A 23560-nucleotide genomic window follows, 5' to 3' on the forward strand; every position below is an offset into this window, starting at 1 on the left:
GAAGTGCCGTGATACCCGGAGAAATCCTGTACGCCGAAGGCCCGGTGCGGCTCAACGAGGGCCTGCACCGCACCCGGCTGACCGTGCTCAACACCGCCGACCGGCCCGTCCAGGTCGGCTCCCACTACCACTTCGCCGAGGCCAACCCGGGCCTGGCGTTCGACCGGACCGCCGCCCGCGGCAAGCGGCTGGACATCGCCGCCGGCACGGCCGTCCGCTTCGAGCCCGGCATCCCCGTCGAGGTCGGCCTCGTCCCCATCGGCGGCAAACGCATCGTGACCGGACTGCGCGGCGAGTGCGGGGGACCACTCGATGACTGAACTGTCCGACCCCGCCCTCCCGGAACTCCCGCGCTCCGTCTACGCCGCGCTCTACGGGCCCACCGTCGGCGACCGGATCCGGCTCGCCGACACCGACCTGTTCGTCGAGATCGAGGAGGACCGCTCCGGCGGTCCCGGCCACGCCGGGGACGAGACGGTCTTCGGCGGCGGCAAGGTCGTCCGCGAGTCCATGGGCCAGTCCCGCACCACCCGCGCCGAGGGCGCCCCGGACACCGTGATCACGGGCGCGGTCGTCCTCGACCACTGGGGCGTCGTCAAGGCCGATGTCGGCATCCGCGACGGGCGGATCACCGGCATCGGCAAGGCCGGCAACCCCGACACCATGGACGGCGTCCATCCCGACCTCGTCATCGGCCCCGAGACCGAGATCATTGCCGGCAACGGCAGGATCCTGACGGCCGGAGCCATTGACGCCCACGTCCACTTCATCTGCCCGCAGGCCGCCGAGGAGGCGCTCGCCTCCGGCGTCACCACCCTCGTCGGCGGCGGCACCGGCCCGGCCGAGGGCAGCAAGGCCACCACCATCACCCCCGGCTCCTGGCACCTTGCCCGGATGTTCGACGCGCTGGAGGCCTACCCCGTCAACATCGGCCTGCTCGGCAAGGGCAACACCGTCTCCTACGACGCGATGCGCGCCCAACTGCGCGGCGGCGCCGTCGGATTCAAGATCCACGAGGACTGGGGGGCCACCCCGGCCGTCATCGACGCCTGCCTGCACGTGTGCGAGGAGAGCGGCGCCCAGCTCGCCATCCACACCGACACCCTCAACGAGGCGGGCTTCGTCGGCGACACCCTCGCCGCCATCGCGGGCCGCTCCATCCACGCGTACCACACCGAGGGCGCGGGCGGCGGGCACGCACCCGACATCATCACGGTCGTCTCCGAGGCCAACGTCCTGCCCAGCTCGACCAACCCCACCCGGCCGCACACCGTCAACACCGTCGAGGAACACCTCGACATGCTGATGGTCTGCCACCACCTCAACCCCGCCGTGCCGGAGGACCTCGCCTTCGCCGAGTCCCGCATTCGCCCCGGCACGATCGCCGCCGAGGACGTGCTGCACGACCTCGGCGCCATCTCGATCATCTCCTCCGACTCCCAGGCCATGGGCCGCATCGGCGAGGTCGTGCTGCGCACGTGGCAGACCGCCCACGTGATGAAGCGGCGGCGCGGGGCGCTGCCGGGGGACGGCCCGGCGGACAATGTGCGCGCGCGGCGCTATGTCGCCAAATACACCATCAACCCCGCGGTGGCCCAGGGCCTCGACCACGAGATCGGCTCCGTGGAGGCGGGCAAGCTCGCCGATCTGGTGCTGTGGGAACCGGCGTTCTTCGGCGTCCGGCCACAGCTGGTCGTCAAGGGCGGCCAGATCGCGTACGCGCAGATGGGCGACGCGAACGCCTCCATTCCCACACCGCAACCGATCCTGCCCCGCCCGATGTTCGGCGCCATGGGCCGCGCCCCGGCCGCCAACTCCCTGAACTTCGTCACCCAGTGGGCCCTCGACGACGGCCTGCCGGAACGACTGGGGCTGGGAAAACGATTCGTGCCGATCCGGAGCACGCGGGGCGTGACCAAGGCGGACATGCGCAACAACGACGCGCGCCCACGGGTGGAGGTGGACCCGGACACGTTCACGGTCACGATCGACGGGGATCCGGTGGATCCGCAGCCGGCAGCGGAACTGCCGATGGCGCAAAGGTACTTCCTGTTCTGATGGGGACTTCAGGCATCGCGCCCCGTAAGGGGCGCGAGGCAGACACATATGCGGCTCCGCCGCGTGGGCGCGACCAGCCACAGACGACCCGCGCCGCCCTGCTCATCCTCGCCGACGGCCGCTTCCCCGCCGGCGGCCACGCCCACTCCGGCGGAGCCGAAGCCGCCGTCAAGGCCGGCCGGTTGACGGACGCGCCGTCGTTGGAGGCGTTCTGCCGTGGTCGGCTATGGACCGCCGGACTGGCTGCCGCAGGCATTGCCGGTGCCGCCGCCGCGGGAGCGGACCCCCTCGCCCTCGACGAAGCCGCCGACGCCCGCACCCCCTCGGCCGCCCTGCGCGCAGCAGCCCGCCGGCTCGGGCGCCAGATGATGCGGGCCGCCCGGGCCGCCTGGCCCTGCGACGCACTGGACGCCCTCGCAGCGGCCCGGCCGCGCGGCGTCCACCAGCCGGTCGTGCTCGGCGCAGCCGCCCGGGCCGCCGGGCTCGGGCCGTCCGACGCCGCGTACGCCGCCGGGTACGAGGCGATGAACGGCCCGGCCACCGCGGTCGTACGACTGCTCGGCCTCGACCCCTTCGAGGCCACCGCCGTCCTGGCCCGGCTCGCGCCCGAGCTCGACGAGGTCGCAACCCGGGCCACCGAGGCCGCCGTTCGCGCCGGGTACGAGGGCATCGACGTCCTCCCCGCGGGCTCCGCCCCGCTGCTCGACATCACCGCGGAGCAGCACGCGGGCTGGCCCGTACGCCTCTTCGCCTCGTAACCCGAACCCGAACCCGACCGGAGGGATCCCGTGCACCTCGACCACTCAGACGGCGCCTACCCCCACCGCCACACGTACAGCGCAGCGACCCCGCTGCGCCCCGACGGCACGCGCCGGGCGCTGCGGATCGGGCTCGGCGGGCCCGTCGGCTCCGGCAAGACCGCGACCGTCGCCGCGCTGTGCCGGGCCCTGCGCGACGAGTTGTCGATAGCCGTCGTCACCAACGACATCTACACGCGCGAGGACGCCGAGTTCCTGCTGCGCGAAGCCGTGCTGCCGCCCGAGCGCATCACCGCGGTCGAGACCGGGGCCTGCCCGCACACCGCCATCCGCGACGACATCTCCGCCAACCTGGAGGCCGTCGAGGAGCTGGAGGACACGGTCGGCCCCCTGGACCTGGTCCTGGTCGAGTCCGGCGGCGACAACCTCACCGCCACCTTCTCCAAGGGGCTCGTCGACGCGCAGATCTTCGTCATCGACGTCGCCGGGGGCGACGACATCCCTCGCAAGGGCGGTCCCGGCGTCACCACCGCCGACCTGCTCGTGATCAACAAGACCGACCTCGCCCCGTACGTCGGCTCGGACCTGGAGGTCATGGCCCGCGACGCCAAGGCCCAACGGGGCGGACTGCCCGTCGCGTTCACCGCGCTCACCACGGAGGACGGCATCGGGCCGGTACGGGACTGGGTGCGCGGGAAGCTCGCCGCCTGGACGGCCGCGTGACCGCGACGCTCACCGCGGGGCCCACCGGGGGTGTGGTGGCCGCGGCCCGGATCGTCGCCGCGCCGGACGGCCGCGGCGGCACCGCCCTGCCGGTCCTCGCCGGGCAGGGCCCGTTCGCCCTGCGGCGCACGGGCGTGCGCGGGCCCGAGGCGCGGGTGGCGCTCGTCGGTGCCATGAGCGCCCCGCTCGGCGGCGACCGGCTGACCCTGACCGCGGAGGTCGAGGACGGGGCCGCGCTGCGCTTCTCCACGACGGCCGCGACGATCGCCCTGCCGGGCCGCACGGGTGCCCCGGCCACGTACGACACCTCCCTCCGCGTCGGTGACGGCGCCGTCCTGCAGTGGCTCCCCGAACCGCTGATCTCCGCGCGCGGCAGCGATCTGCGGACGGCCACGAGGGTCGAACTCGCCCCCGGCGCCCGCCTGGTGCTGCGCGAGGAGCAGGTCCTCGGCCGCACGGGCGAGCCGCCGGGCCGGCTCGTCTCGCGGCTGACGGTGCGCCGCGCCGGGCGGCCGCTCTTCGACCAGGAGCTGGCCTACGGGCCCGGCGTGCCGGGCTGGGACGGCGCCGCGGTGCTGGGCGGGCACCGGGCCGTGGGCCAACTCCTCGTCGTCGACCCGGCCTTCGAACGCCGCCCGGTCGAGCCCCGCGCGCTGGGGGCGACGGCGGTGCTCACCCCGCTCGCGGGCCCGGCGGCGGCCGTGAGCGCAGTGGCGCCGGACGCACTGGCCCTGCGAAAACTCCTGAATTCACTGCTCTCGGACATCAATGAATCGATACAGGCGATTTGAGTGGTTGGCGGTGAACAGCGCCTCATGTGGCATCTCTTGTGACGTCATCTTTACGGATTAGTAAAGAACGCTCGCACACCCTGTCGTTTGTGGCAGGGGAAGCGAAAGGATCCCCCTGACCTTCGTGATCAACGCCGCAGTCGACCGAGCGGCGTAGCCAGCAGGGGGAGTCCCACGTGAGACGTCAAGCGATATTCGGTGCGGCCGGCACCGTGGTGACCGGCGCCCTCGTCGCCGGTTTCCTGGCCGCACCCGCGGCCAGCGCCGACAGCCGGGTGCCGGGCGGGGCCGCCGAGGCCCACGGCGCGCGGATCGCCGCCGAGCGCGCGGCCAAGGCCGGCATCAAGTGGCAGGAATGCCCTGCCGACTGGGGCCTGGAGAAGCCCATCGAGTGCGGTTTCGTCACCGTGCCCGTCGACTACGCCAAGCCCGACGGCCGCACCATCAAGATTGCCGTGGACCGGGCCCGTGCCACCGGCACCGCGAGCGAGCACCAGGGCTCCCTCGTCTACAACCCGGGCGGCCCCGGCGGCTCGGGCATGAAGTTCCCGCGCCGCATCACGGCCAAGAGCCCCCTGTGGGCCAAGACCGCCAAGGCCTACGACTTCGTCGGCTTCGACCCGCGCGGTGTGGGCCACTCCGCCCCCATCTCCTGCGTCGACCCGCAGCAGTGGGTCAAGGCCCCCAAGGCCGACCCGGTGCCGGGCAGCGAGGCCGACAAGCGCGCCCAGCGCAAGCTCGCCAAGGAGTACGCGGACGGCTGCTACGAGCGCAGCGGTGACCTCCTGCCGTACCTCACCACGCCGAACACCGTCCGCGACATCGACGTCGTCCGGGCCGCCCTCGGCGAGAAGAAGCTCAACTACCTGGGCGTCTCCTACGGCACGTACATCGGCGCCGTCTACGGCACCCTCTTCCCGTCGCACGTCCGCCGCCTCATAGTCGACAGCGTCGTCAACCCGGCGCAGGACAACATCTGGTACCAGGCCAACCTGGAGCAGGACGTCGCCTTCGAGGGCCGCTTCAAGGACTGGGAGACCTGGGTCGCCAAGCACGACTCCGTCTTCCACATCGGCGACACGGCGGAGAAGGTCCAGCAGGAGTGGCTGAAGCTCCGGGCCACCGCCAAGAAGAACCCCATCGGCGGGGTCGTCGGCCCGGCCGAGCTGATCAACTACTTCCAGAGCGCGGCGTACTACGACTCCTCGTGGGTCCCGGTCGCCCAGAACTGGCAGAAGTACCGCGCGGGCGACGAGAAGGCCCTCGTCGAGGCGGCCGGCCCGCACCTGGCCGACACCGCGGGCAACATCGCCTCCGAGAACAGCAACGCCGTCTACACGGCCGTCGAGTGCGCCGACGCCAAGTGGCCCACCAGCTGGACCAGGTGGGACCGGGACAACACCCGCGTCGACCGCAAGGCTCCGTTCATGACCTGGTCCAACGCCTGGATGAACCTGCCCTGCGCCACCTGGAAGACGCCGCAGCAGAACCCGGTCGAGGTCGCGACCCACAAGGGCCTGCCCAAGACCCTCATCGTCCAGTCCACCCGTGACGCCGCCACGCCGTACGCCGGCGCGGTCGAGCTCCACAAGCGCTTCCGCGGCTCGGAGCTGATCACGGAGCAGGGCGCGGGTTCGCACGGCGTGACGGGCCTGGTCAACCCCTGCATCAACGACCGCGTCGACGCCTACCTCCTCACCGGCAAGACGGACGGCAAGGACGTGACGTGCACCCCGCACGCGACGCCGGAGCCGCCGAAGGCGGCTGCTGCGCAGTAGTCAGCGTCTTTACGTACAGGTCGGTGCCCTGGTCAGAAGTGGCCAGGGCACCGACCTTTCGGCTGTGCGGGCCTAGGCCTCGTCGGCCTGGACGGTCAAACCGATCCGCGTGGACCACCTCTCCCCCGAGGAGGTGGTCCACGACGGGCCCGTACGCCCGGCAGAGGCGACGCGCACGACCAACCTAACCAGCGCCTCTGGCAGAAGGATTGGAAAAAAGTAAGCTCTGCTCTGGCAGCCGGTGCGATGCGCTTCCGAAAGGAGCGACTGCATGGACGACCAGGCGGCCGTGACCGTCATACAGGAGGCTCACTCGGCCGAACTGGCCTTCCGCGCCCCGCACCCCATGCTGGCCGGCCATGTTCTGGGGTATACGGGGCAGAGCTTCTCGCTCGCCCAGCCACAGGTGCGACGCGTGACGGCGCTGGCAGCGGTGATGCTCCTCATCGATTTCGAGCCGCCGGTCCGGCATCTCGTTACCGACACCCCGGGGCTGCAACAGAGCCTCCCGCTCTCCCCGGTATCCGGGCTGAGCGACCATCCCCTCTTCATCCGGCAGTCCGGACGGGAGTACGGTTTGGTGGCGCTCCTCACACCTCTGGGAGCCCGCGCGCTGTTCGGCTTCCCCCTGTGGGAACTGGCCCGCAGAAGCGTGCACTTCACCGATCTCCTGGGCCCGGATGGCCGACGGCTCACCGAACAGCTCGCCGAGGCCCCAGGCTGGCCTGCCCGGTTCCGGATCCTCGATGATTTCCTGCTGGCTCGTATCGCTGCGGGGCCGGAACTACCGCCCCAGGTCCACCAGGCCTGGAGACGGCTGACTGGCACAGCGGCCGGGCCGATCAGCGTGCTGGCGGACGAAGTGGGATGGTCCCGCCAGCACTTGAACGTCCGCTTCCGCCAGGAGGTCGGGCTGTCTCCCAAGACCGTGGCCCGCATAACCCGGCTGCAGCGCGTCATGTCCCTCATGCGCAGAACTCGCCCGCCCTCCTGGGCCGAAGCCGCGGCGACGTGCGGTTACACCGACCAGTCCCACCTCAACCGCGACTTCCGTCTGCTGACCGGCTGCACCCCGGCCGGCTTCCGCACCCTCACCAACGACTGGTTCAGTGTCTACATTGCCGATCCGCGCGTGTACCCGGTTACCAGCTCAGCATCGGGGCCGAAGGCTGCTGCACAGTAGTTTGCACCTCATGTTGAAGTTCAGTGCCCCGGTCCGGAGGGGCCGGGGCACTGACGTTTCTGGTGTGTGGACCGGCGTCATCGATCCGCTCGGGGCGTGAGCGCGTGGCCGCGGAGCGGTACGAGCTGGTACCTGGCCATGCAGTCGGGGCACGCGTAGACGGCGTGGGCCACTTGGTCGCCTTCGACGATGTCGATTGCTGTGGCTTTGGGCACGGGCTCCTTGCACCACGAACAGAACCTGGTCATCCCGTCCGGCCTTGGCGCTCTCGGGCCTTGCCGGTGAGCGTGCGGATCTTCGCCGGGTCGCACAGTATGCGGTCGTCTTCCGGTGGGGGCAGGAGCCAGTACGCGCCTGGTGGTTCCCTGCGGGTGGGGACCGGCACACCGAGGTAGTTGACGGGGTGGTCGATGCCGATGCACTTGGTGCCTGGTTCCTTCCAGTTCTGGGAAGTGCCTGGTGGCACGAGCAGGCTGTAGGCGGTTTGTGAGCGGGAAGCGATGACGGCGCTGGTGATGCCGACCGCATGGAAGTGGTTCTCGATGCCGTCCCGGTCCCTGATGCCGTGGATGCCTCGTTCCACGATCCCGGAAGGGAGTTGGACGACGTCGAAGTGCAGGCCGACCTTGAGTGTGGCGGTCAGGCCTCTCGCCCATGACTCGCGGGCATCGCTCGGGCGCAGTTCCCGAGAGACGAGCCAGCGGACCGCGTCGCAGGACGGACGGGGATCAAGGGGATGGGCCGGATACGTCACCTGAATGCCTTTGTTGGTCGACTGGTGGCAGGGGCATGCGCAGCGCGTACACCTCTCGGGTTCATGCAACCGAGGCCTGAATGGGCCTCTCTTGCACCCCACCACCGTTTCAACTCGCGTCGTACGCGTCACGGGCAGCGGAGTCCAAAAACCCTGGACAGCCCGACATGCCACTGACCTGGGGCTAGGCACGCCTTTGGCCACGGAATGGGCCCACAACGACAGTCGCTCTGCCCCGAGTCGGGCATTTAGCGGCAGGGCGGCGGCTACCGTGTGGGCATCCATCACGCCACGAGGACGCCTATGCTTCCCCGCTCCAGCACCGGATCCAAGCCCGAGCGTGACCGACTTCGTCAGGAGATGACGGTCGTCGGATGCCCTCGGGCGGAGATCGCATCCGAGATGCGTGCTCGCTTCGCCTTCAGGCCTCGTGAAGCCTGGCGGCACGCCTTCGGCTGGACGTTGCAGGAAACCGCCGACCGCATCAACGAAGCGGGTTCCGGTAGCAGTGGGGTAGTTGCAGCCGATGCCAGCCTGGTGGGCAAGTGGGAGAAGTGGCCAGGCCCGTCCGGGCGACGGCCCACCATCGCCGTCCTGGCTGCCCTGAGCGAGATGTACGAGTGCAGCATCGACCAGCTCCTCGACCTCGACGATCGCAGGGCGATGCCCGAAACGGAGCGCCTGGTCCTCACCCGGGCGACGGCGCGGTCAACAGCGGCCGGCACCCCGGATCCGGAGCCGGCACTGCGCCTGGAGCCGGTCGGCACCCAACTCCTCCACGCTGCAGCGGAGGAGTCCGCGAACTGGGCAACGTGGGCCGAGGCGACAAATGTCGGCGACATTGCCATCGAGCAGCTCATGGCGGATGCCCGCACCCTCTCCGAGGACTACCTCACCGGACATCCGGCACACGTCTTCATCCAGACCCGAAAACTCCGCGACCGTACATTCGACCTGCTCCAAGGACGACAGCATCCCCGACAGGCCTGTGACCTCTATGTGGTGGCCGGGTACCTCTGTACCCTGCTGGCCTGGATGTCCAGCGACCTCGGCCAACTCCGCGACGCCGAGACCCATGGACGCACCGCGTGGCTGTGCGCCGAACTGGCAGGGCACGCGGAGCTGAGCGCTTGGGTGCTCTCCACGCGGTCGAAGATCGCCTTCTGGGACGGTCGACTCCGCGACGCCATCGGCTACGCCCAACGCGGCAGTGCCTGCCGCCCACAGGGCACCGTGGCCGTGCTCCTGGCCTCCCAGGAGGCGGATGCCTGGGCGGAACTCGGGTCGACCGACGAAGCCCGCAGTGCACTCGCCCGCGCCAACGACGCACGTGATCACATCAGAGGTGAAGACGAGATCGGCGGCCTGTTCTCCTGTCCGGAAGCCCGGCGAGCCAACTATGCAGCCGCAGTGTTCACTCGGGCTGGTGACGCCCACCGCGCCCTGGAAGAAGCTGATAACGCACTGAGGAGTCAGCCGGCTCACTCCTACGGCACCAGCGCCCAGATCCACATCGCACGCGCCTCTGCCTTCCTGCTGCTGGACTCGCCCGACGGCACGGCGGATGCCGTTGCCCCCGTGCTGTCGCTTGCACCGGAACACCGGCTCGAACCGGTCATGCGCCGTATGCGGGAGCTGGCGACCACAGTGGTCCACTCCTGCCACCCCCGAGCGCGATCGGCTGTACGGCTTCGGGAAGAGATCGATGCATGGTGTGAGACGACGGCACCGCAACATCTCGCCCTCTCGCCAGGCTGCGGCTCCGGCTGATTGGATGGCGGGCCATGAGTACTCAACCAGCGACCATGGCCGACCACTGGTGGTGGAGGCCGGGTTGGCGGCCAGGGCGACGGTTCTACACCTGGCACTTCACGTTCCAGGACGCTACGGACGTTCATCGGCTCGCCGAGACCTACCGTCAAGGTCTGGCCGACGTGCAGGGCCTCGATCTGGTGCCGGACCGGTGGCTGCACCTCACTATGCAGGGCCTCGGCTTCGTGGACGAGATTGCGGAGAAGGAGGCACGAGCCATCGTCGACGCAGCCACCGCGCGCCTGAGCGCCGTGCCCGCCTTCCAACTTATCCTTGACCGGCCTGACATCACGCCCGAGGCCATCCGGTGGGGGGCATCGCCGAGCCGGCTACCGGTCGATGTCCGGACGGCGATCCGCGCCGCCATCGCGGACGTGTGGCACCAAGTGCCCGAGGCTGCCGACGGCTTCGCCCCCCATGTCTCCATCGCGTACAGCAACTCAAAGGGACCTGTGGCACCGGTATCCGAAGCGCTTGCCCGCGTCGACGCCGAGCCGGCACGAGCCCGCATCGACAGTGTCGAGCTGATCGTGCTCAACCGGGACCACCGCATGTACGAGTGGGAGCGCTTTGCGAAGGTGCCGCTCGGTTGAACACCCGTGTCCGTACGTGTGGCTCAGTGGACGGAGAAGTCAGGGCCGGTCGTCGAGGGACAGCAGGAGCTTGCGCAACAAGGTGCCGAGAAGGGCTTGTTCGTCCAGGGTAAGCCCCCCGATGAGGCTGAGTTCGTTGGCGATGTGACCCTCGATGAGGCCGTCGGCCAGGCGGCGCCCTTCCGTGGTGAGGGTGACGCGGACGAGGCGGCGGTTGTCGGGGTCGGTGGCGCGGGTGACCAGTCCCTTGGCGGCGAGGCGGTCGATCCGGTTGGTCAGCGCACCGGGGCTGACCATCGCCGCTCCGGCCAGGTCGCCCATCCGCAGGGTGCTGCTGTCGCCGGCCCGCAGCAGGGTCGAGAGTACGTCGTACTCCCATGACTCCAGGCCGTGGGCCTCGAAGTAGCCCTTGATGCCTTGTTCGAGCAGGCGGGAGGCGCGGAAGATCCTGACCACCACGCCGATCGGGGAGGTGTCGAGGTCGGGCCGGACAGCGCCCCACCGCCCGATGATTTCGTCCACCGCGTCGTTCATGATGCCAACCTAGCAGGAAGCTTCGATGTCGAACTGTTTGACGTCGACGCCGGAGCGGCATAGCGTGAGCCTCGACGATCACTTCGACGTCAAAAGATTCGTCATTGAAGGGTTGGCTCATGCCTCTGCACTACGTGATCATCACCCGCACCGACGACACCCCGGACAGCGCCCTTGCGCCCTACCTGGCCAACGTCGGCGCGACCCTGGAGCCCTACCAGGGGCGGCTGTTGGCCTTCGGGCAGCCGCAACGACTTGAGGGCACCGGAAAGTTGACCCGGACGGCGATCCTGGAATTTCCGTCCGAGGACGCGTCCCGTGGCTGGTACGAGTCGGCCGCCTATCAGGAGCTGGCGATCTGGCGCATCGAGACCATGGGCGGTCCGGTCGAGTTCAACCTGGTGAGCGGTATGGCGGCCTAGCTGCGGCTGCGGCTGCGGCTGCGGCTGCGACGGCGGCGACGACCGGGCCGGGCGCGTCGGTGGCGACGGTCCGCTTGCGGCCCGGGCTCTTGTTGCCCGGGTCGATGCCGAGCCGGTGCTAAATGATCAAGGTCCGTCTATAGTGTCCGCGAGCCACCGCTCCAACGGGGCAGGACGGCCTACAGAGACTGTGTAATTGGGGGAATCATGCATGTGCCTGTGAAGAGAGCAGCCACCGTTCTCGGGATGGCCGGCGCGTTGATGGCGACGGTTCAGATCGCACCCGCGTCGGCCGTTCCGACTGAGCGTGTGGTCATCCAGAACAAGTACAGCCATCAGTGCTTGGAAGTGGCGGACTGGAGCAAGGACAACGGCGCCGCCGTCCGGCAGTGGTCTTGCCACAGTGGCGCCAACCAGAGGTGGTTCATCCGGAACGCTCCGGACGGATCCAAGCGCAAGGTTGTCGTCAACGCGAACTCCGGAAAGTGCCTGGACGCCCCTGGCGGGGACATCGGCGATGGATCCCAGCTCATCCAGTGGGACTGCAATGGCGGTCTCAACCAGTCGTGGTGGGTGGCCCAACTGGGCGAGGACGACCAGAAGGAAATTGTCTTCTACGCCGGCGCTACCCCCAACAACCAGGTGATGGAGATCAACGACTTCAGCACCGAGAACGGTTCCCGGGCCCAGATGTGGGAGTACAACGGGGGCAACAACCAGCGCTGGGAGCTCCCGATCGGTTGAGCACGGGCGCAGCATCCCGGCGCTCGGCGTGGAGCCCTTGCATCAGTGCCCCGGTCCCTCCGGACCGGGGCATTCGTCTGCGCCAAGAGATCCACCGCGGGTGAGGGTGCCCAGGGGCACCTGCTCGTCCGGCCTCAGTGGACGGAGAACCCGCCGTCGACGAAGATCGACTGACCGGTGACGTAGCCGGATGCGCCGCTGGCCAGGAACACCGCCGCTCCCGCGAAGTCCTCGGCCAGGCCGTTGCGTCCGACCAGGGTGCGTGCGGCCAGCGCCGCCACCTTCTCCGGGTCGGACGACAGCCGCTCGTTGAGCGGGGTCATGACGAAGCCGGGCACCAGCGTGTTGCAGGTGACGCCGTGCGACGACCACGCCTCGGCCTGGGAGCGGGCCAGTGACTCCAGTGCTCCCTTGGAGACTCCGTAGGCGCCGCTCTGGACGAACGCCCGGTGCGCCTGCTGGGAGGTGATGTGGATGATGCGCCCGAAGCCCCGCTCGGCCATGCCGGGTCCGAAGCGTCGGCCCAGCAGGAACGGTGCCTCCAGGTTCACCGCCATCGTGGTGTCCCACACCTCGTCGCTCAGCTCGTCCATCGGCGGCCGCAGGTTGATCCCGGCGCTGTTGACGAGAATGTCGGGCTCGCCGAACACCGCGGCCGCCTGCTCCGCCGCCGCGCGCACCCCTTCGCGGGTGCCCAGGTCGGCGCTCACCCAGGCCGCCCGGCAGCCGTCCGCCGTCAACTCCTCGACCGTGGCGACGAGGTCCGGCTCCTTGCGCGCCACGATCACCACGCTCGCCCCCGCACGCGCGAGCGCCCCGGCGATGGCCCGGCCGATGCCGGAGCTGCCGCCCGTCACCACGGCGACCCGGCCGTCGAGCGAGAACAGGCCGGAGAGGTAGCTGTCTGAGCTCATGCCCGCACCCTAGACGGCGTGTCCGCGGTGGCGGCGACCGGGGTGGAACACGTGCTCAGGCGACCTGGCGCCCGGTGATGTAGCCGAGCAGCGGGGCCGTGGAGTGGATCCGGACCTTGTCCACGTTCGCACCGGCCGGGAGCTGCAGGACGAGCTTGCTGCCGGTGAGGGACACGGTGACAGCCGCGGCGGGGGCGTCCCAGTCGCCTCTTTCGTGGTGGAGGGTGGTGACCACCTGGCCGTCGGCGCCCTGCGGAGCCAGACAGAGCCACAACGGGCCCTTGTTGGTGCCACCTTGGGGGGAGGCCAGGGTCCCCGCGGGTTCGACCGGTATGTCGACGGTCGTGTTCGCGGGGATCGGGGGCAGGTACGCGAGCATGTCGTCCTCCGCGTAGCGAGGGGTGGGGGGTGCGGGCTGCTGCTGGAAGGACAGTGACCAGTCCCGGAGAGCCGCTCTGCTGCGGAGATGGCAGTAGTCGCGGTCGACGCCGTCGTCGCTGTACTGGTGGAAGAGCCAGGGGGCCTGTATGCCGGGGCTGCCGGCGGGACGGCCGGCGGTGGCGATCCAGAGGAAGTCGCCGCAGTTCCAGGTGGTGTCGACGTGCAGCCAGTAGTCGAGATTGCAGTACATGCCGACCGCGTGATCGGGCATCCGTGATTTGACGTAGCTCAGCCAGGCGTCCCGGTAGGCGACTTGGCGGGCCTTGGAGACGCCGCTGTTGGCGTCGTCGTAGCCTTCCCAGTCGAGGACGACGATGTCACCCGGCTGCCAGGCGACCTGGGCGAGGAAGAAGTCGGCTTCGTCGGACGGGCTGTTGGCCATGTGGGGGTAGTGGTAGGCGCCCCAGACCAGGCCGTGTGCCTTGGCATGGTCCCGCTGGGATGCCCATTTGGGGTTGATGTACGACAGGCCCTCGCTCACTTTGACGAACGCGAACGACAGGCCGCCGGTGTCCGGGGTTGACGACTGGTAACTGGCCCAGTCCTGGCCGTAGATCCCCATGCGGATCATTCCCTTCGGCCTCGGCGGTGCGCTTAGCAATTGCCCGGTCGGAGGCGTTGTCAAGCGGGGGAGTGCCCATGATTGAAGGAACAGGAACGGATTTTGGCCGGATCCGACTCATTGGGTTCGGGGAGGCGGGGTGCTGGGGCCGTCGTGCTTACATGGCTCCATGGTGTCCGGCGCCCGCATCCTCGCCTTCGTGGCCATGTCGTTCCTGGTCATCGTGATACCCGGACCGAGCGTGCTGTTCGTGATCGGCCGGGCGCTGGCGCAGGGGCGCCGTGCCGCTCTGACGTCCGTCGCGGGGAACATGCTCGGTGCCCAAGTGCTCATCGTGGCCGTGGCGTTCGGGGTCGGGTCCGTCGTGGAACGCTCGGTCCTCGTCTTCATCGCGGTGAAACTGGCCGGTGCCGCATACCTGGTGTGCCTCGGGGTGCAGGCGTGGCGGCAACGCCGGTCGTTGCAGGCCGCGTTCACCGGAGGACGGTCCTCGCGAGGGGGTCTGCGCTCGGTGTGGGAGGGGTTCGCGGTGGGCGTGGCCAACCCGAAGACGATCGTGTACTTCACGGCGATGCTGCCGCAGTTCGTCGATCGTGAACGAGGACATGCCGCGGCTCAAATGCTGTTGCTCGGGCTGGTGTTCACCGCAATCGGCGTGGTGTCGGACAGTGTGTGGGGACTGGCCGCGGCCACCGCGTGGGACTGGTTCGCCCGTTCGCCGCGGCGGCTCGCCCTGGTCGGTGGCCTGGGCGGGCTCACGATGATCGGCCTTGGTGTCGGTGTCGCCGTGACGGGGCGGAAGGACTGACAGGCTGACGGGGAGATCCCTCCGGCCTTCGTTGCTTTCGGTTATCTTCTGTTGCCCCTTGACTGGTTGTGTTGGTTTTGGTTCGATCCCCCCGCGCTCGACGTAAGGCATCAGACCATGTTGTCCCTGACGCCACAGGAGAACCGATGCGAAGAACGTGGGCTGCTCTCATCGCTGTCGCGCTGGCAGCGGCACCCCTGGCGGCGCTGCCCGTCGCCGCCACCCCGGCCGCCGCCCTCGACAACGGTCTGGCCCGGACCCCGCCCATGGGCTGGAACGACTGGAACACCTTCGGCTGCAACGTGAGCGAGAAACTCGTCGAGGAGACCGCCGACAAGATCGTCACCAGCGGGCTGCGGGACGCCGGGTACACGTACGTCAACATCGACGACTGCTGGATGGCGGGCTCCCGCGGGGCCGACGGCCAACTCGTCCCGGACCCGGCCAAGTTCCCGCACGGCATCGCGGGCGTGGCCCGCCACGTGCACGACAAGGGCCTCAAGCTCGGCATCTACGAGAGCGCCGGCACACTGACCTGCGCCGGCTATCCCGGCAGCCTCGGCCATGAGCAGCGGGACGCCGACTCCTTCGCCGCCTGGGGAGTCGACTACCTCAAGTACGACAACTGCCACAACCTCGGCGTCCCCTCCCGGACGCGCTACCGGGCCATGGGCGATGCCCTGGCCAGGACGCGTCGCCCGATCGTCTACAGCCTCTGCAACTGGGGCGAGGAGGCCGTGACGAGCTGGGCCCGTCCCGTCGGCAACCTCTGGCGCACCACCGGTGACATCGACGCGTCCTACGGCCGGATGCTGTCGATCTTCCACGCGAACGTGAAGCTCGCCGACGCGGCCGGGCCGGGAGCCTGGAACGACCCCGACATGCTGGAGGTCGGCAACGGCATGACCCCGGCCGAGGACCGCACCGAGTTCTCGCTCTGGGCCGAGATGGCCGCCCCGCTGATCTCCGGCGCCGACCTGCGGTCGGCACGGCCCGACACCCTGGCCGTCTACGGCAACAAGGAGGTCATCGCCGTCGACCAGGACCGGCTCGGCAGGCAGGGCCGGCCGGTGAGCATGAAGAACGGTCTGGACGTGCTCGCCAAGCCCCTCGCCGACGGAAGCGTCGCGGTGACGCTGTTCAACGAGAACACCGCACCCGCCGTGATCTCCACCACCGCCCGGGACATCGGGCTGGGCCCCGCGCGCGGGTACGTTCTGCGGGACCTGTGGGAGCACCGCACCACCGAGAGCGCCGGGGCGATCAGCGCTGCCGTGCCCGGTCACGGCACCGTGATGTACCGCGTGTCGCCCACCGTCGCGCCGGGCCGGTACGCGCCGCACCTGGTGCTGGACGCCACCGTGCCCGGCTGGACGGCCGGCAGCTCCGACACGGTGACCACCACCCTGATCAACGAGGGCACACGGACCGCCACCGGCGTGCAGCTCGGTGTCGGGGCGCCCGCCGGGTGGACCGCGACCCCGCTCACGCCCGTCCGCCTCGACCGACTCGCCGCCGGGCAGCAGGCGGTGGCCAGGTTCCGCGTGACCGCCCCGGTCGTCCTCCCCGCGCCGATCACCCACGCCACGATCAGCGGCACCGCGTCCGTCCGGGGGCCGGGCGGCTCCCGGACGATCACCGCGCCGCATGCCGTGGAGCTCGCAGCCCCGGTCCGGGCCCCGTTGAAGACCTTCACCGACACCACCGCCGTCTTCGGCGCGCAGGGAGACCGCCTCGCGATCGACGGTGCAGGTGCCGACCTGTGGTCCGGCGTCGACCAGTACAGCGCGATCTACCGACCGGGCGCGGAGCACGACGGCTCCACGACCGTCGTCAAGTTGACGGCCCAGGCATCCACCAACGAATGGGCCAAGGCGGGGATCATGGTGCGCAACGACATCACCGGGTCCGGATCCGCACCGGGTTACGTCATCCTCGCCGAAGCCCCCGGCAAGGGCTACGTCCTGCAGTGGGACAGCACCGGCAGTGGCCGTCTGGACGCCAACAGCGCTCCGTCCAACGAGGGAAGCGGTACGGCCGCCTACCCGACCTGGCTGAAGCTGACGCGCTCGGGCTCGACCTTCACCGGGTACCGCTCGGAGGACGGCACGGCATGGACCCGGGTCGGTGCGGCAACCCTCCCGCGGGTGAACCCCGTTCAGGACGTGGGAGTGTTCACCAGTTCGCACAGCGAGGGCGCCAGTGGCGAGGCCGATTTCGTGGACTTCCGCCAGAACTGACGTCCGACGATCGCCGCAGGCGCTGCACGGCAACCTGTCGGCAGGCCGCCGCGTCTCATCGGAAAGCCGGTGGTGGCGCGGCGGCCGTCCCGGCCGAAGGGGGTGAGGCGAACATGACCGATGCGCAGTGGCGCCACGCGCGACGGTGATCGACGTCGTCTGCTGGCTGACGTTCCTGACCGTGTGGGCCCTCGGCGCGCTCTACAACGCCCGCCGGTCCCCGGCCGTACGAAAGCGCGGACAGCCGCTCCAGCGGTGGAGCATCGCGGCCGGGATCGTCGTGGCGGTGACGGTGAACACGCTGCTGCCGCACGGCACATGGGACCCGCTCACCGTGCACGTGCAGTGGCTGCGTGCCGTCGGCGCCGTCGTGCTGATCGCCGCGACCGCCTTCGCGATCTGGGCCCGCATCCGCCTCGGCCTGATGTGGACCTCCGCCCCCGTGGCCAAGCAGGGCCACGAACTGCGCACCGACGGCCCCTACGCGATCGTCCGGCACCCCATCTACACCGGCATCTTCGGCATGTTCATCGGCACCGCACTGCTGATGCTGCTCGGCGGCTGGGTGGTGGCCGTGCTGCTGGCCTTCGGCCTGATGCAGTGGAAGATCAGCGTCGAGGAGAAGCTGATGAGCGAGGCGTTCCCGGGTGCGTACGAGGAGTACAAGCGGCGCGTCCCGCGGCTGGTCCCGCGCCTGCGACGCCGCGGAGACGCTCCGGCGGCGTGAAGCGCCGCTGAAGACCAGGGCGCCGGTCCGTGAAGCGGCCCTCGCCGGACAGGTGCGCGGTGAACGCCCTCGCCACATCGGCCGGTTCGTTGCGGAAGATCCGCGTCCCCAGGCGTCGGGCACCCTGGGCGGCGGCAGTGTGCAGCCGGCTGCCCGGACCCGGCACCCGGTACTCGGCCACCACGTCCGGGGCAGGTGTGAGCAACGGTGCCCAGGAGCCGGCAGGGCGCCGGCAGCGGAACGGCGGCTCCCGCCGCAACTCTCCCGCCGTGGCCCAACCGGAATCCGGCCAACAGGTGCATGTCCTGAAGGAGTTCGAACGTCCTTGCCGTAATTGACCGTGGTTCATCCCCCTGGGCAGCCTTGCGGTGCTCCAGCCGGGCGAAACGAAGGCGAGGGTTCGAAATGGCCAACGGAAACGGAAAATCCGCGGACGAGCCGTATGTCATCCGCGGCCGAGGCAAGGACAAGGCCCCGAAGAATTCCTTCTGTCTGTTCGCCGACGTCAACTTCAACGTGGGGGGACCGCGCGACAAGATTCTCGTCATCCCCGTCGACGGAACGGCGAACAACTTCAGCGACTACGGATTCGACCAGAGCGACGACGGCGTGAGCAGCGTCGTCAACAACACCGGCAAGGACAACATCCTCTTCACCCGGACCAATCAGGGCGGTTCGCAGCTACCCGTGTCCGCGAATTCGGAGATTGCCGACCTGACCCGGATCCCGCTCTCCGGGAGCCCGACCAGCACGTGGAACGACCAGGCCCAGTCGGCCCTCGCGGCCCCCAAGCCCGTCCCGCTCCCGGTCTTCACCGAGCCCAAGGCCGGCGCGCAGACCCAGAACCGGCGGCAGGCCGTGCGCGGCAGCGCCACGCCCGACGCGCAGCAGGTGCTGCTCTACGAAGGGGCCAAGCAACTGGGCGCGTGCCCGGTCAAGGACAGCACGTGGGAGTACACGCCGGACGCCGACTGGACGCTCGGGCAGCACGATCTCTCCGCCATGGCCGTGCGGGACAACGTGACGTCCGGCAAGGCGTACCTCCGCTTCTACGTCACCCTGCCGACTCCCGTCGTGGACATCCGCTCTCCCAAGGAGGGCACCGAGGTGGACACCGGCGTCTCCGTCGACGGCGTCGCGTTCAACGCCGACACGGTGACGCTCACCGAAGGGGGCAAGGAGATCGGCACCGCCAAGGTGGCCACCAACGTCTGGAGTTTCGCCCCCCAGGGCGGCTGGAGCCTAGGCAAGCACAGCGTGACGGCCAAGGCCGTGCGCGGTGCTCAGGAGTCGGCCCCCGACACGGTGAATTTCACCGCGGCCGACAAGGACCTCAGGGTCGAGTACAAGTTCAACTCCAGCTGGGAGGACTGGGAGACCCACAAGTACATCTACTCCTACGACATCACCATGCACGCCGGGGAAACGGCTGTGAAGCACTGGAACCTCGGCTTCGGCCAGCTCCCCGACGGATCGGTCCTGGCAAAGGAATTCGTCGCCACCTTCTGGGGGATGATCATCGAGGACGGCTCCAACGGCGAGGTCCTCCTCGGCTCCCCGCCGGAGGGCGTCCACATCGTCCCGGCCAAGGGTCATCTGACCATTACCGTCCAGGTGTTGATCCCGAAGAAGGACGACGCGTACAAGAAGCTCTACGGCCTCTTCGCGAAGTCGCTCGCGCAGTAACCGGCAACCGCGTCGGGAGGCCCGGTGGATACCGCCGGGCCTCCACGCGCGCGTTCTAGTGCTGATGGCCCAGGTGCCAGCGGTGACCGTGCCCGGCACCGGCGCTCGGTGCGGCAGGCCGGGAGGTCCGGCCCAGGCGGGCGCGGAGCTGGATGCCGTGAACCGCTTCGATCAGCCCGAGTGCGACGAGCATGATGCCCGTGACCAGGGTGAGCACGGCGATCGAGTGGAAGGGGGCGCTGACCATCACGATGCCGGCCAGGATGCTGACGATGCCGAGGAACACCTGCCAGCCCCGGGCGGGCAGGGCCGCGGTGGACAGGGCCACCCCCGTCAGCATGACGCCCCGGAACAGCCAGCCGAAGCCGATCCAGAGTGCGAGCAGCAGGATCGACTGCGCCGGACCGCGGAGGGCCACCAGGCCGAGCAGGACGCACAGGCCGCCGCTGATGAAGCCCAGGACGCGCAGGTGACCGGGGATGTGGTCCCCGAAGGCCCCTGCCAGCTGGAAGGCTCCGACGGCCAGCAGATAGATGCCGAAAAGGACGCCGACCACGGTGAGGCTGGCCTTCGGCCAGGCCAGGACGACGACGCCGAGGGCGACGGATGCCACGCCGGTGGTCAGCAGAATCTGCCAGCCGGCCCGGGCCAACGCTCCTGGGCCACCGCCGGGTTCGAAGCCCTGCGGCTCCGTGTCGTGGTGTTCGCCTGATGTATGCGGGGTTGCCATAGCACTCGCCTCTCCTGAAGCCGGGGAGAGCTCTTGAGCAGGCGGCCGACCGCTTCTTGTCCTCAGGCTTGCACAGGTTCCGGAGCAGCGGCAACCGGAGAAGTGCGCAGAGCTCTTTTGCGCCAGATCGCCTACCGGACGGTTCAACGGAATCCGCTGAACCGAAGCGTATCGGTCCGTATCGGGAATCAACTGGCCAGTGGAGATCCTGCGCCCGCGATGAAATGGCAATGAAATGCCGGGAAATGAAGTCGATCATTCCTCTGGCCGTTTCCGTGTGGCCCATGCACAGGGTTCCGGCGGGGCCGGGTCAACGGGCCTCTTCGGCGGCTATGTTGAGTGGCCGGGCAGGCCAGGTGACGGGCATGGATCTCCGGAAGTGGGCGTACTCGTGGCGTACGACGATCGTGAATTCCCCGGTGAGGTTTCACTGCTTTCCGAGTGCGTTCGGGCGGCCCTTTCCCGTCACGGTGCAACGGAATGGCATGTCGGCCAGGGGGACTTCTGGTCCCATGTCGCGCCGCACGACAGGCGCAGCGGGATCCAGGGATGGAAACTGCACCTTTCCGCGACCCCGCTGTCCGCGCCGCTCGTCCTGGCGCGGGCCGCAGACGTCCTGGTCCGCCACCGCTGCCCGTTCAAGTTCGCCGGAACCCCGGCACGGGTGACCGAACTGGTCTCCCGGGGCTACGACCGGGGCAGCGGCGGAAAGTTCATCACCGCATATCCCGACGGCGACGAGACGCGACTCCGGGAACTGGCAGAAGAACTGCACCGGGCGACCCTGGGGCTGCCCGGTCCCGGAATCCTCTCCGACCGTCCGTATCGCCCCGGCAGCCTGGTGCACTACCGCTTCGGTGTCCACGAAGGAATTCCCGTCCTGGGCAACGACGGCTCCTACGAGGCCATGCTGCTGGCCCCGGACGGCACACCGGCCCGGGACGAGCGCAACGCATGGTTCTCCCCGCCCCGCTGGGCGCCCCGGGACCCGTTCGCCTCGCCGACTGCCGCTCCCGACAGGACGGTTGCCGGATCCGTACGGCTCGACGGCCGGTACACCGTACGGCAGGTCGTCCGCCACGCCTTCACGGGCGGGGTGTACCGCGCGATAGAGGACGACACCGGCCTCCTCGTCGTCATCAAACAGGCCCGCCCGCACACCGGCGCCACCCTCACCGGCCTGGACGTACGCGACGCACGGCGGCACGAAGCGGCGATGCTCGAACTGCTGGAACCGGCAGGCATCACCCCGCGGCCGGTCGCCCTCTTCGAGCAGCAGGACGAGCTCTTCCTGGTCGAGGAGGAGCTGCCGGGCGTCACGCTCCGCAGATGGGTGACCGAGAACATCACGCACGACGGCGCCACGTGGGGCCCGCCGGCCGAGGCCGTCGAACGCATCGCCCTGCGCCTGCTGGAACTCGTGGAGCACGTCCACGGCAAGGGCCTCGTGCTGCGGGACTTCAACCCCGGCAACGTCATGGTGCTGCCGGACGAGGAACTCCGCCTGATCGACCTGGAGTACCTCGCCCGCCGGGGCGATCCGGTCACCCGCGTGTACACGCCGGGCTACGCCGCCCCGGAGCAGATCGCCTCCCCGTTCTTCGGCACGGCACCCGAGCCCTCGGCCGACTTCTTCAGCCTGGGCGCCACCCTCTTCTACGCCGCCACCGGCGTCGACCCCCAACTGCCGCCCGACCAGCCGTCCGTACGCCCTCAGCACCGGAGGATCCGGGAGTGGCTCGGCACCCTGTGCGCCGACAACCCCGTCGCGCAACGCCTTGCCCCCGCCATCGTCGCCCTGATGCACGACGACCCCGCCCGGCGCCCCGGACCCGACGCCGTACGGGACCTCCTCCGCCGCGGCACGCCCCTGCACAGGGCGGTCGCGTCCCGGAGCACCGGCCGGCTGGGCGACGCAGGGCTGAAGCAGATGATCGGCGATGCGCTGGACCACCTCCTCACCACGATGGACCCGGCTGCGCCGCAACGCCTGTGGCCCGCCTCGCCGTTCGGCGCCACGACGGACCCGTGCAACGTCCAGCACGGGGCCGCGGGCATCCTGGGCGTACTGACCCGCGCATACGAGTCCGCCCCGGACCCCGCCCTGCGGGAGGCCACCGCCACCGCCGCCCACTGGATCGGCCGCACGGCGGGGCGCGAACCCCGCGCGCTGCCCGGACTCCACTTCGGCCGATCCGGCACGGCATGGGCACTCCTCGCCGCCGGACGGGCCCTCGGCGACGAGGAACTGGTCGCCCGAGCCCAGGAGTTCGCCGAACGCATACCGCTGCACTCGCCCAACCCCGACATCTGTCACGGCACGGCCGGGGCGGGCATGACCCAGCTCCGCTTCTGGGAGGACACGGGCAGCGACCGCTTCCTGGACAGGGCCCGTGAGGCCGCCGACGCGGTCGCGGCGGCACGCGAGCGCAGGGGGAACCTCTCCTACTGGCCGATTCCCCGCGGCTGGGCGTCACGCCTGGCCGGCCTCGTCCACTACGGCTTCGCCCACGGAGTCGCCGGCGTCGGAGCGTTCCTGCTCGCCGCCGGCAGGGCCGGCCACGACAGCAGCCACCTCGCCATGGCCACCGACGCCGGGGAAACCCTGCTCGCGACGGCCCAGGCGAAGGACGGCGCCGCCTACTGGCCGGCCGGTCCCACCAGCCGGCCCCTCAAGACGCACTGGTGCAGCGGATCGTCCGGGATCGGCACCTTCCTGATACGCCTCTGGCAGGAAACCCCGGACGACAGACTGCGCGAGGCCGGCCACCGGGCGGCCCTCGCCGTACGCCGCTCCCGGTGGCACGCCGGCACCTCGCAGTGCCACGGACTGGCGGGCGACGGCGAGTTCCTGCTCGACCTCGCCGAGGCGACGGGCGAGGGCGAGTACCGCAGCTGGGCCGAGGAGCTCGCCGTGAGCATCCACGCCCGTCACGCCCTGCACGACGGCCGCATCCTCGCCCCGGACGAGACCGGCGCCGCCGTCTCCCCCGACTACAACACGGGGCTCGCCGGCGTACTGGCCTTCCTGCTGCGCCTGCGGGACGGCGGCCCCCGCCTCTGGCTGCCCGACATCTTCACCGGCCCGCCCGGCGGCCGGTGACACCGAGCCCTTCCACCCCGGCCGCCCCCCGGTGTGGAGACCCACCGCATTCCGAGAGGAGGTGACCAACATGGCGAACGACGTGAACGTGCTGCAGATGCTTCCGTCCGAGGAGGAGTTCGAGGAGAGCATCGACTGCCCGTCGAGCTGCTCGTGGAGCTGCTCGTGGAGCTGTTCCTGGACCAACGTCTAGGCCGGT

22 protein-coding genes are annotated in these 23560 nt (G+C 69.8%); 17 read left to right on the plus strand and 5 right to left on the minus strand.

Annotation, left to right across the window (positions count from 1 at the left end):
• Positions 1 to 8: 8 nt before the first annotated feature.
• The 7 genes from ACWD4B_RS21455 (at position 9) to ACWD4B_RS21485 (ending at position 7291) form a co-directional block, all read left to right on the plus strand.
• On the plus strand, positions 9 to 320 hold the full coding sequence (locus ACWD4B_RS21455) for an urease subunit beta (protein WP_451422224.1): 312 nt from the start codon (positions 9 to 11) through the stop codon (positions 318 to 320).
• The gene (locus tag ACWD4B_RS21460; protein ID WP_451422225.1) at positions 313 to 2058 is read left to right on the plus strand and encodes an urease subunit alpha; all 1746 of its coding nucleotides are present in this window, start codon (positions 313 to 315) and stop codon (positions 2056 to 2058) included. Before ACWD4B_RS21455 ends, ACWD4B_RS21460 begins: the two co-directional genes overlap by 8 nt.
• Positions 2058 to 2816, plus strand: a complete 759-nt coding sequence (locus tag ACWD4B_RS21465) for an urease accessory protein UreF (protein WP_451422226.1) — start codon at positions 2058 to 2060, stop codon at positions 2814 to 2816. Before ACWD4B_RS21460 ends, ACWD4B_RS21465 begins: the two co-directional genes overlap by 1 nt.
• A gap of 30 nt (positions 2817 to 2846) precedes the next feature.
• Complete coding sequence (gene ureG, locus ACWD4B_RS21470) at positions 2847 to 3539, plus strand: urease accessory protein UreG (RefSeq protein WP_451422227.1); 693 nt, start codon at positions 2847 to 2849, stop codon at positions 3537 to 3539.
• Entirely contained in the window at positions 3536 to 4330 is a 795-nt protein-coding gene (locus ACWD4B_RS21475) for an urease accessory protein UreD (protein ID WP_451422228.1), read from the plus strand. The genes ureG and ACWD4B_RS21475 overlap by 4 nt, the downstream gene beginning before the upstream one ends.
• A 176-nt stretch (positions 4331 to 4506) precedes the next feature.
• A complete protein-coding gene (locus ACWD4B_RS21480) occupies positions 4507 to 6108 on the plus strand; it encodes an alpha/beta hydrolase (protein ID WP_451422229.1) in 1602 nt (533 codons plus the stop codon).
• Positions 6109 to 6379: 271 nt separating this feature from the next.
• Positions 6380 to 7291 carry a helix-turn-helix domain-containing protein gene (locus ACWD4B_RS21485; protein ID WP_451422230.1) on the plus strand — a complete coding sequence of 304 codons (912 nt, stop codon included), beginning with the start codon at positions 6380 to 6382 and terminating at the stop codon, positions 7289 to 7291.
• A gap of 244 nt (positions 7292 to 7535) precedes the next feature.
• Here ACWD4B_RS21485 and ACWD4B_RS21490 read toward each other — a convergent pair whose 3' ends face one another.
• The gene (locus tag ACWD4B_RS21490) at positions 7536 to 8045 is read right to left on the minus strand and encodes a hypothetical protein (protein ID WP_451422231.1); all 510 of its coding nucleotides are present in this window, start codon (positions 8043 to 8045) and stop codon (positions 7536 to 7538) included.
• Between the two features lie 360 nt (positions 8046 to 8405).
• Here ACWD4B_RS21490 and ACWD4B_RS21495 point away from each other — a divergent pair, with 360 nt between their 5' ends.
• Together ACWD4B_RS21495 and ACWD4B_RS21500 are read left to right on the plus strand one after the other, a co-directional pair.
• Positions 8406 to 9815, plus strand: a complete 1410-nt coding sequence (locus tag ACWD4B_RS21495; RefSeq protein WP_451422232.1) for a helix-turn-helix domain-containing protein — start codon at positions 8406 to 8408, stop codon at positions 9813 to 9815.
• 35 nt (positions 9816 to 9850) lie between these two features.
• Complete coding sequence (locus ACWD4B_RS21500) at positions 9851 to 10450, plus strand: 2'-5' RNA ligase family protein (protein WP_451422233.1); 600 nt, start codon at positions 9851 to 9853, stop codon at positions 10448 to 10450.
• A gap of 39 nt (positions 10451 to 10489) precedes the next feature.
• On the opposite strand, the gene ACWD4B_RS21505 is transcribed toward ACWD4B_RS21500, so the two are convergent.
• Entirely contained in the window at positions 10490 to 10984 is a 495-nt protein-coding gene (locus ACWD4B_RS21505; protein ID WP_451422234.1) for a MarR family winged helix-turn-helix transcriptional regulator, read from the minus strand.
• A gap of 119 nt (positions 10985 to 11103) precedes the next feature.
• Between ACWD4B_RS21505 and ACWD4B_RS21510 the strand changes: the two genes are divergently transcribed.
• A complete protein-coding gene (locus ACWD4B_RS21510; RefSeq protein ID WP_451422235.1) occupies positions 11104 to 11406 on the plus strand; it encodes a DUF1330 domain-containing protein in 303 nt (100 codons plus the stop codon).
• A gap of 246 nt (positions 11407 to 11652) precedes the next feature.
• Positions 11653 to 12150: an RICIN domain-containing protein gene (locus tag ACWD4B_RS21515; RefSeq protein WP_451422236.1), complete on the plus strand. Its 498-nt coding sequence runs from the start codon at positions 11653 to 11655 to the stop codon at positions 12148 to 12150.
• A 134-nt stretch (positions 12151 to 12284) separates the two neighbouring features.
• On the opposite strand, the gene ACWD4B_RS21520 is transcribed toward ACWD4B_RS21515, so the two are convergent.
• Both ACWD4B_RS21520 and ACWD4B_RS21525 read right to left on the minus strand, forming a co-directional pair.
• Entirely contained in the window at positions 12285 to 13064 is a 780-nt protein-coding gene (locus tag ACWD4B_RS21520) for an SDR family NAD(P)-dependent oxidoreductase (RefSeq protein WP_451422237.1), read from the minus strand.
• A 55-nt stretch (positions 13065 to 13119) separates the two neighbouring features.
• Positions 13120 to 14067: a glycoside hydrolase family 25 protein gene (locus ACWD4B_RS21525; protein WP_451422238.1), complete on the minus strand. Its 948-nt coding sequence runs from the start codon at positions 14065 to 14067 to the stop codon at positions 13120 to 13122.
• A 169-nt stretch (positions 14068 to 14236) separates the two neighbouring features.
• On the opposite strand from ACWD4B_RS21525, the gene ACWD4B_RS21530 reads away from it, so the two are divergent.
• The 4 genes from ACWD4B_RS21530 (at position 14237) to ACWD4B_RS21545 (ending at position 19528) form a co-directional block, all read left to right on the plus strand.
• Positions 14237 to 14875, plus strand: coding sequence for a LysE family translocator (locus ACWD4B_RS21530; RefSeq protein WP_451422239.1), 639 nt, complete (start codon positions 14237 to 14239; stop codon positions 14873 to 14875).
• 146 nt (positions 14876 to 15021) lie between these two features.
• Positions 15022 to 17115 (plus strand): NEW3 domain-containing protein, encoded by a 2094-nt coding sequence (locus tag ACWD4B_RS21535; protein ID WP_451422240.1) that lies wholly within the window; start codon positions 15022 to 15024, stop codon positions 17113 to 17115.
• Positions 17116 to 17242: 127 nt separating this feature from the next.
• The gene (locus tag ACWD4B_RS21540) at positions 17243 to 17842 is read left to right on the plus strand and encodes a methyltransferase family protein (protein WP_451422241.1); all 600 of its coding nucleotides are present in this window, start codon (positions 17243 to 17245) and stop codon (positions 17840 to 17842) included.
• A gap of 405 nt (positions 17843 to 18247) precedes the next feature.
• Complete coding sequence (locus ACWD4B_RS21545) at positions 18248 to 19528, plus strand: hypothetical protein (protein ID WP_451422242.1); 1281 nt, start codon at positions 18248 to 18250, stop codon at positions 19526 to 19528.
• Positions 19529 to 19583: 55 nt separating this feature from the next.
• Here the strand turns inward: ACWD4B_RS21545 and ACWD4B_RS21550 are convergent, their stop codons facing one another.
• Positions 19584 to 20258, minus strand: coding sequence for an HdeD family acid-resistance protein (locus ACWD4B_RS21550; RefSeq protein WP_451422243.1), 675 nt, complete (start codon positions 20256 to 20258; stop codon positions 19584 to 19586).
• Between the two features lie 235 nt (positions 20259 to 20493).
• Between ACWD4B_RS21550 and lanL the strand changes: the two genes are divergently transcribed.
• The gene (lanL, locus tag ACWD4B_RS21555; RefSeq protein WP_451422244.1) at positions 20494 to 23361 is read left to right on the plus strand and encodes a class IV lanthionine synthetase LanL; all 2868 of its coding nucleotides are present in this window, start codon (positions 20494 to 20496) and stop codon (positions 23359 to 23361) included.
• A gap of 70 nt (positions 23362 to 23431) precedes the next feature.
• Entirely contained in the window at positions 23432 to 23554 is a 123-nt protein-coding gene (locus tag ACWD4B_RS21560; protein WP_336417232.1) for an ALQxL family class IV lanthipeptide, read from the plus strand.
• Positions 23555 to 23560 lie beyond the last annotated feature (6 nt).

Source organism: Streptomyces sp. NPDC002536 (assembly GCF_053594995.1).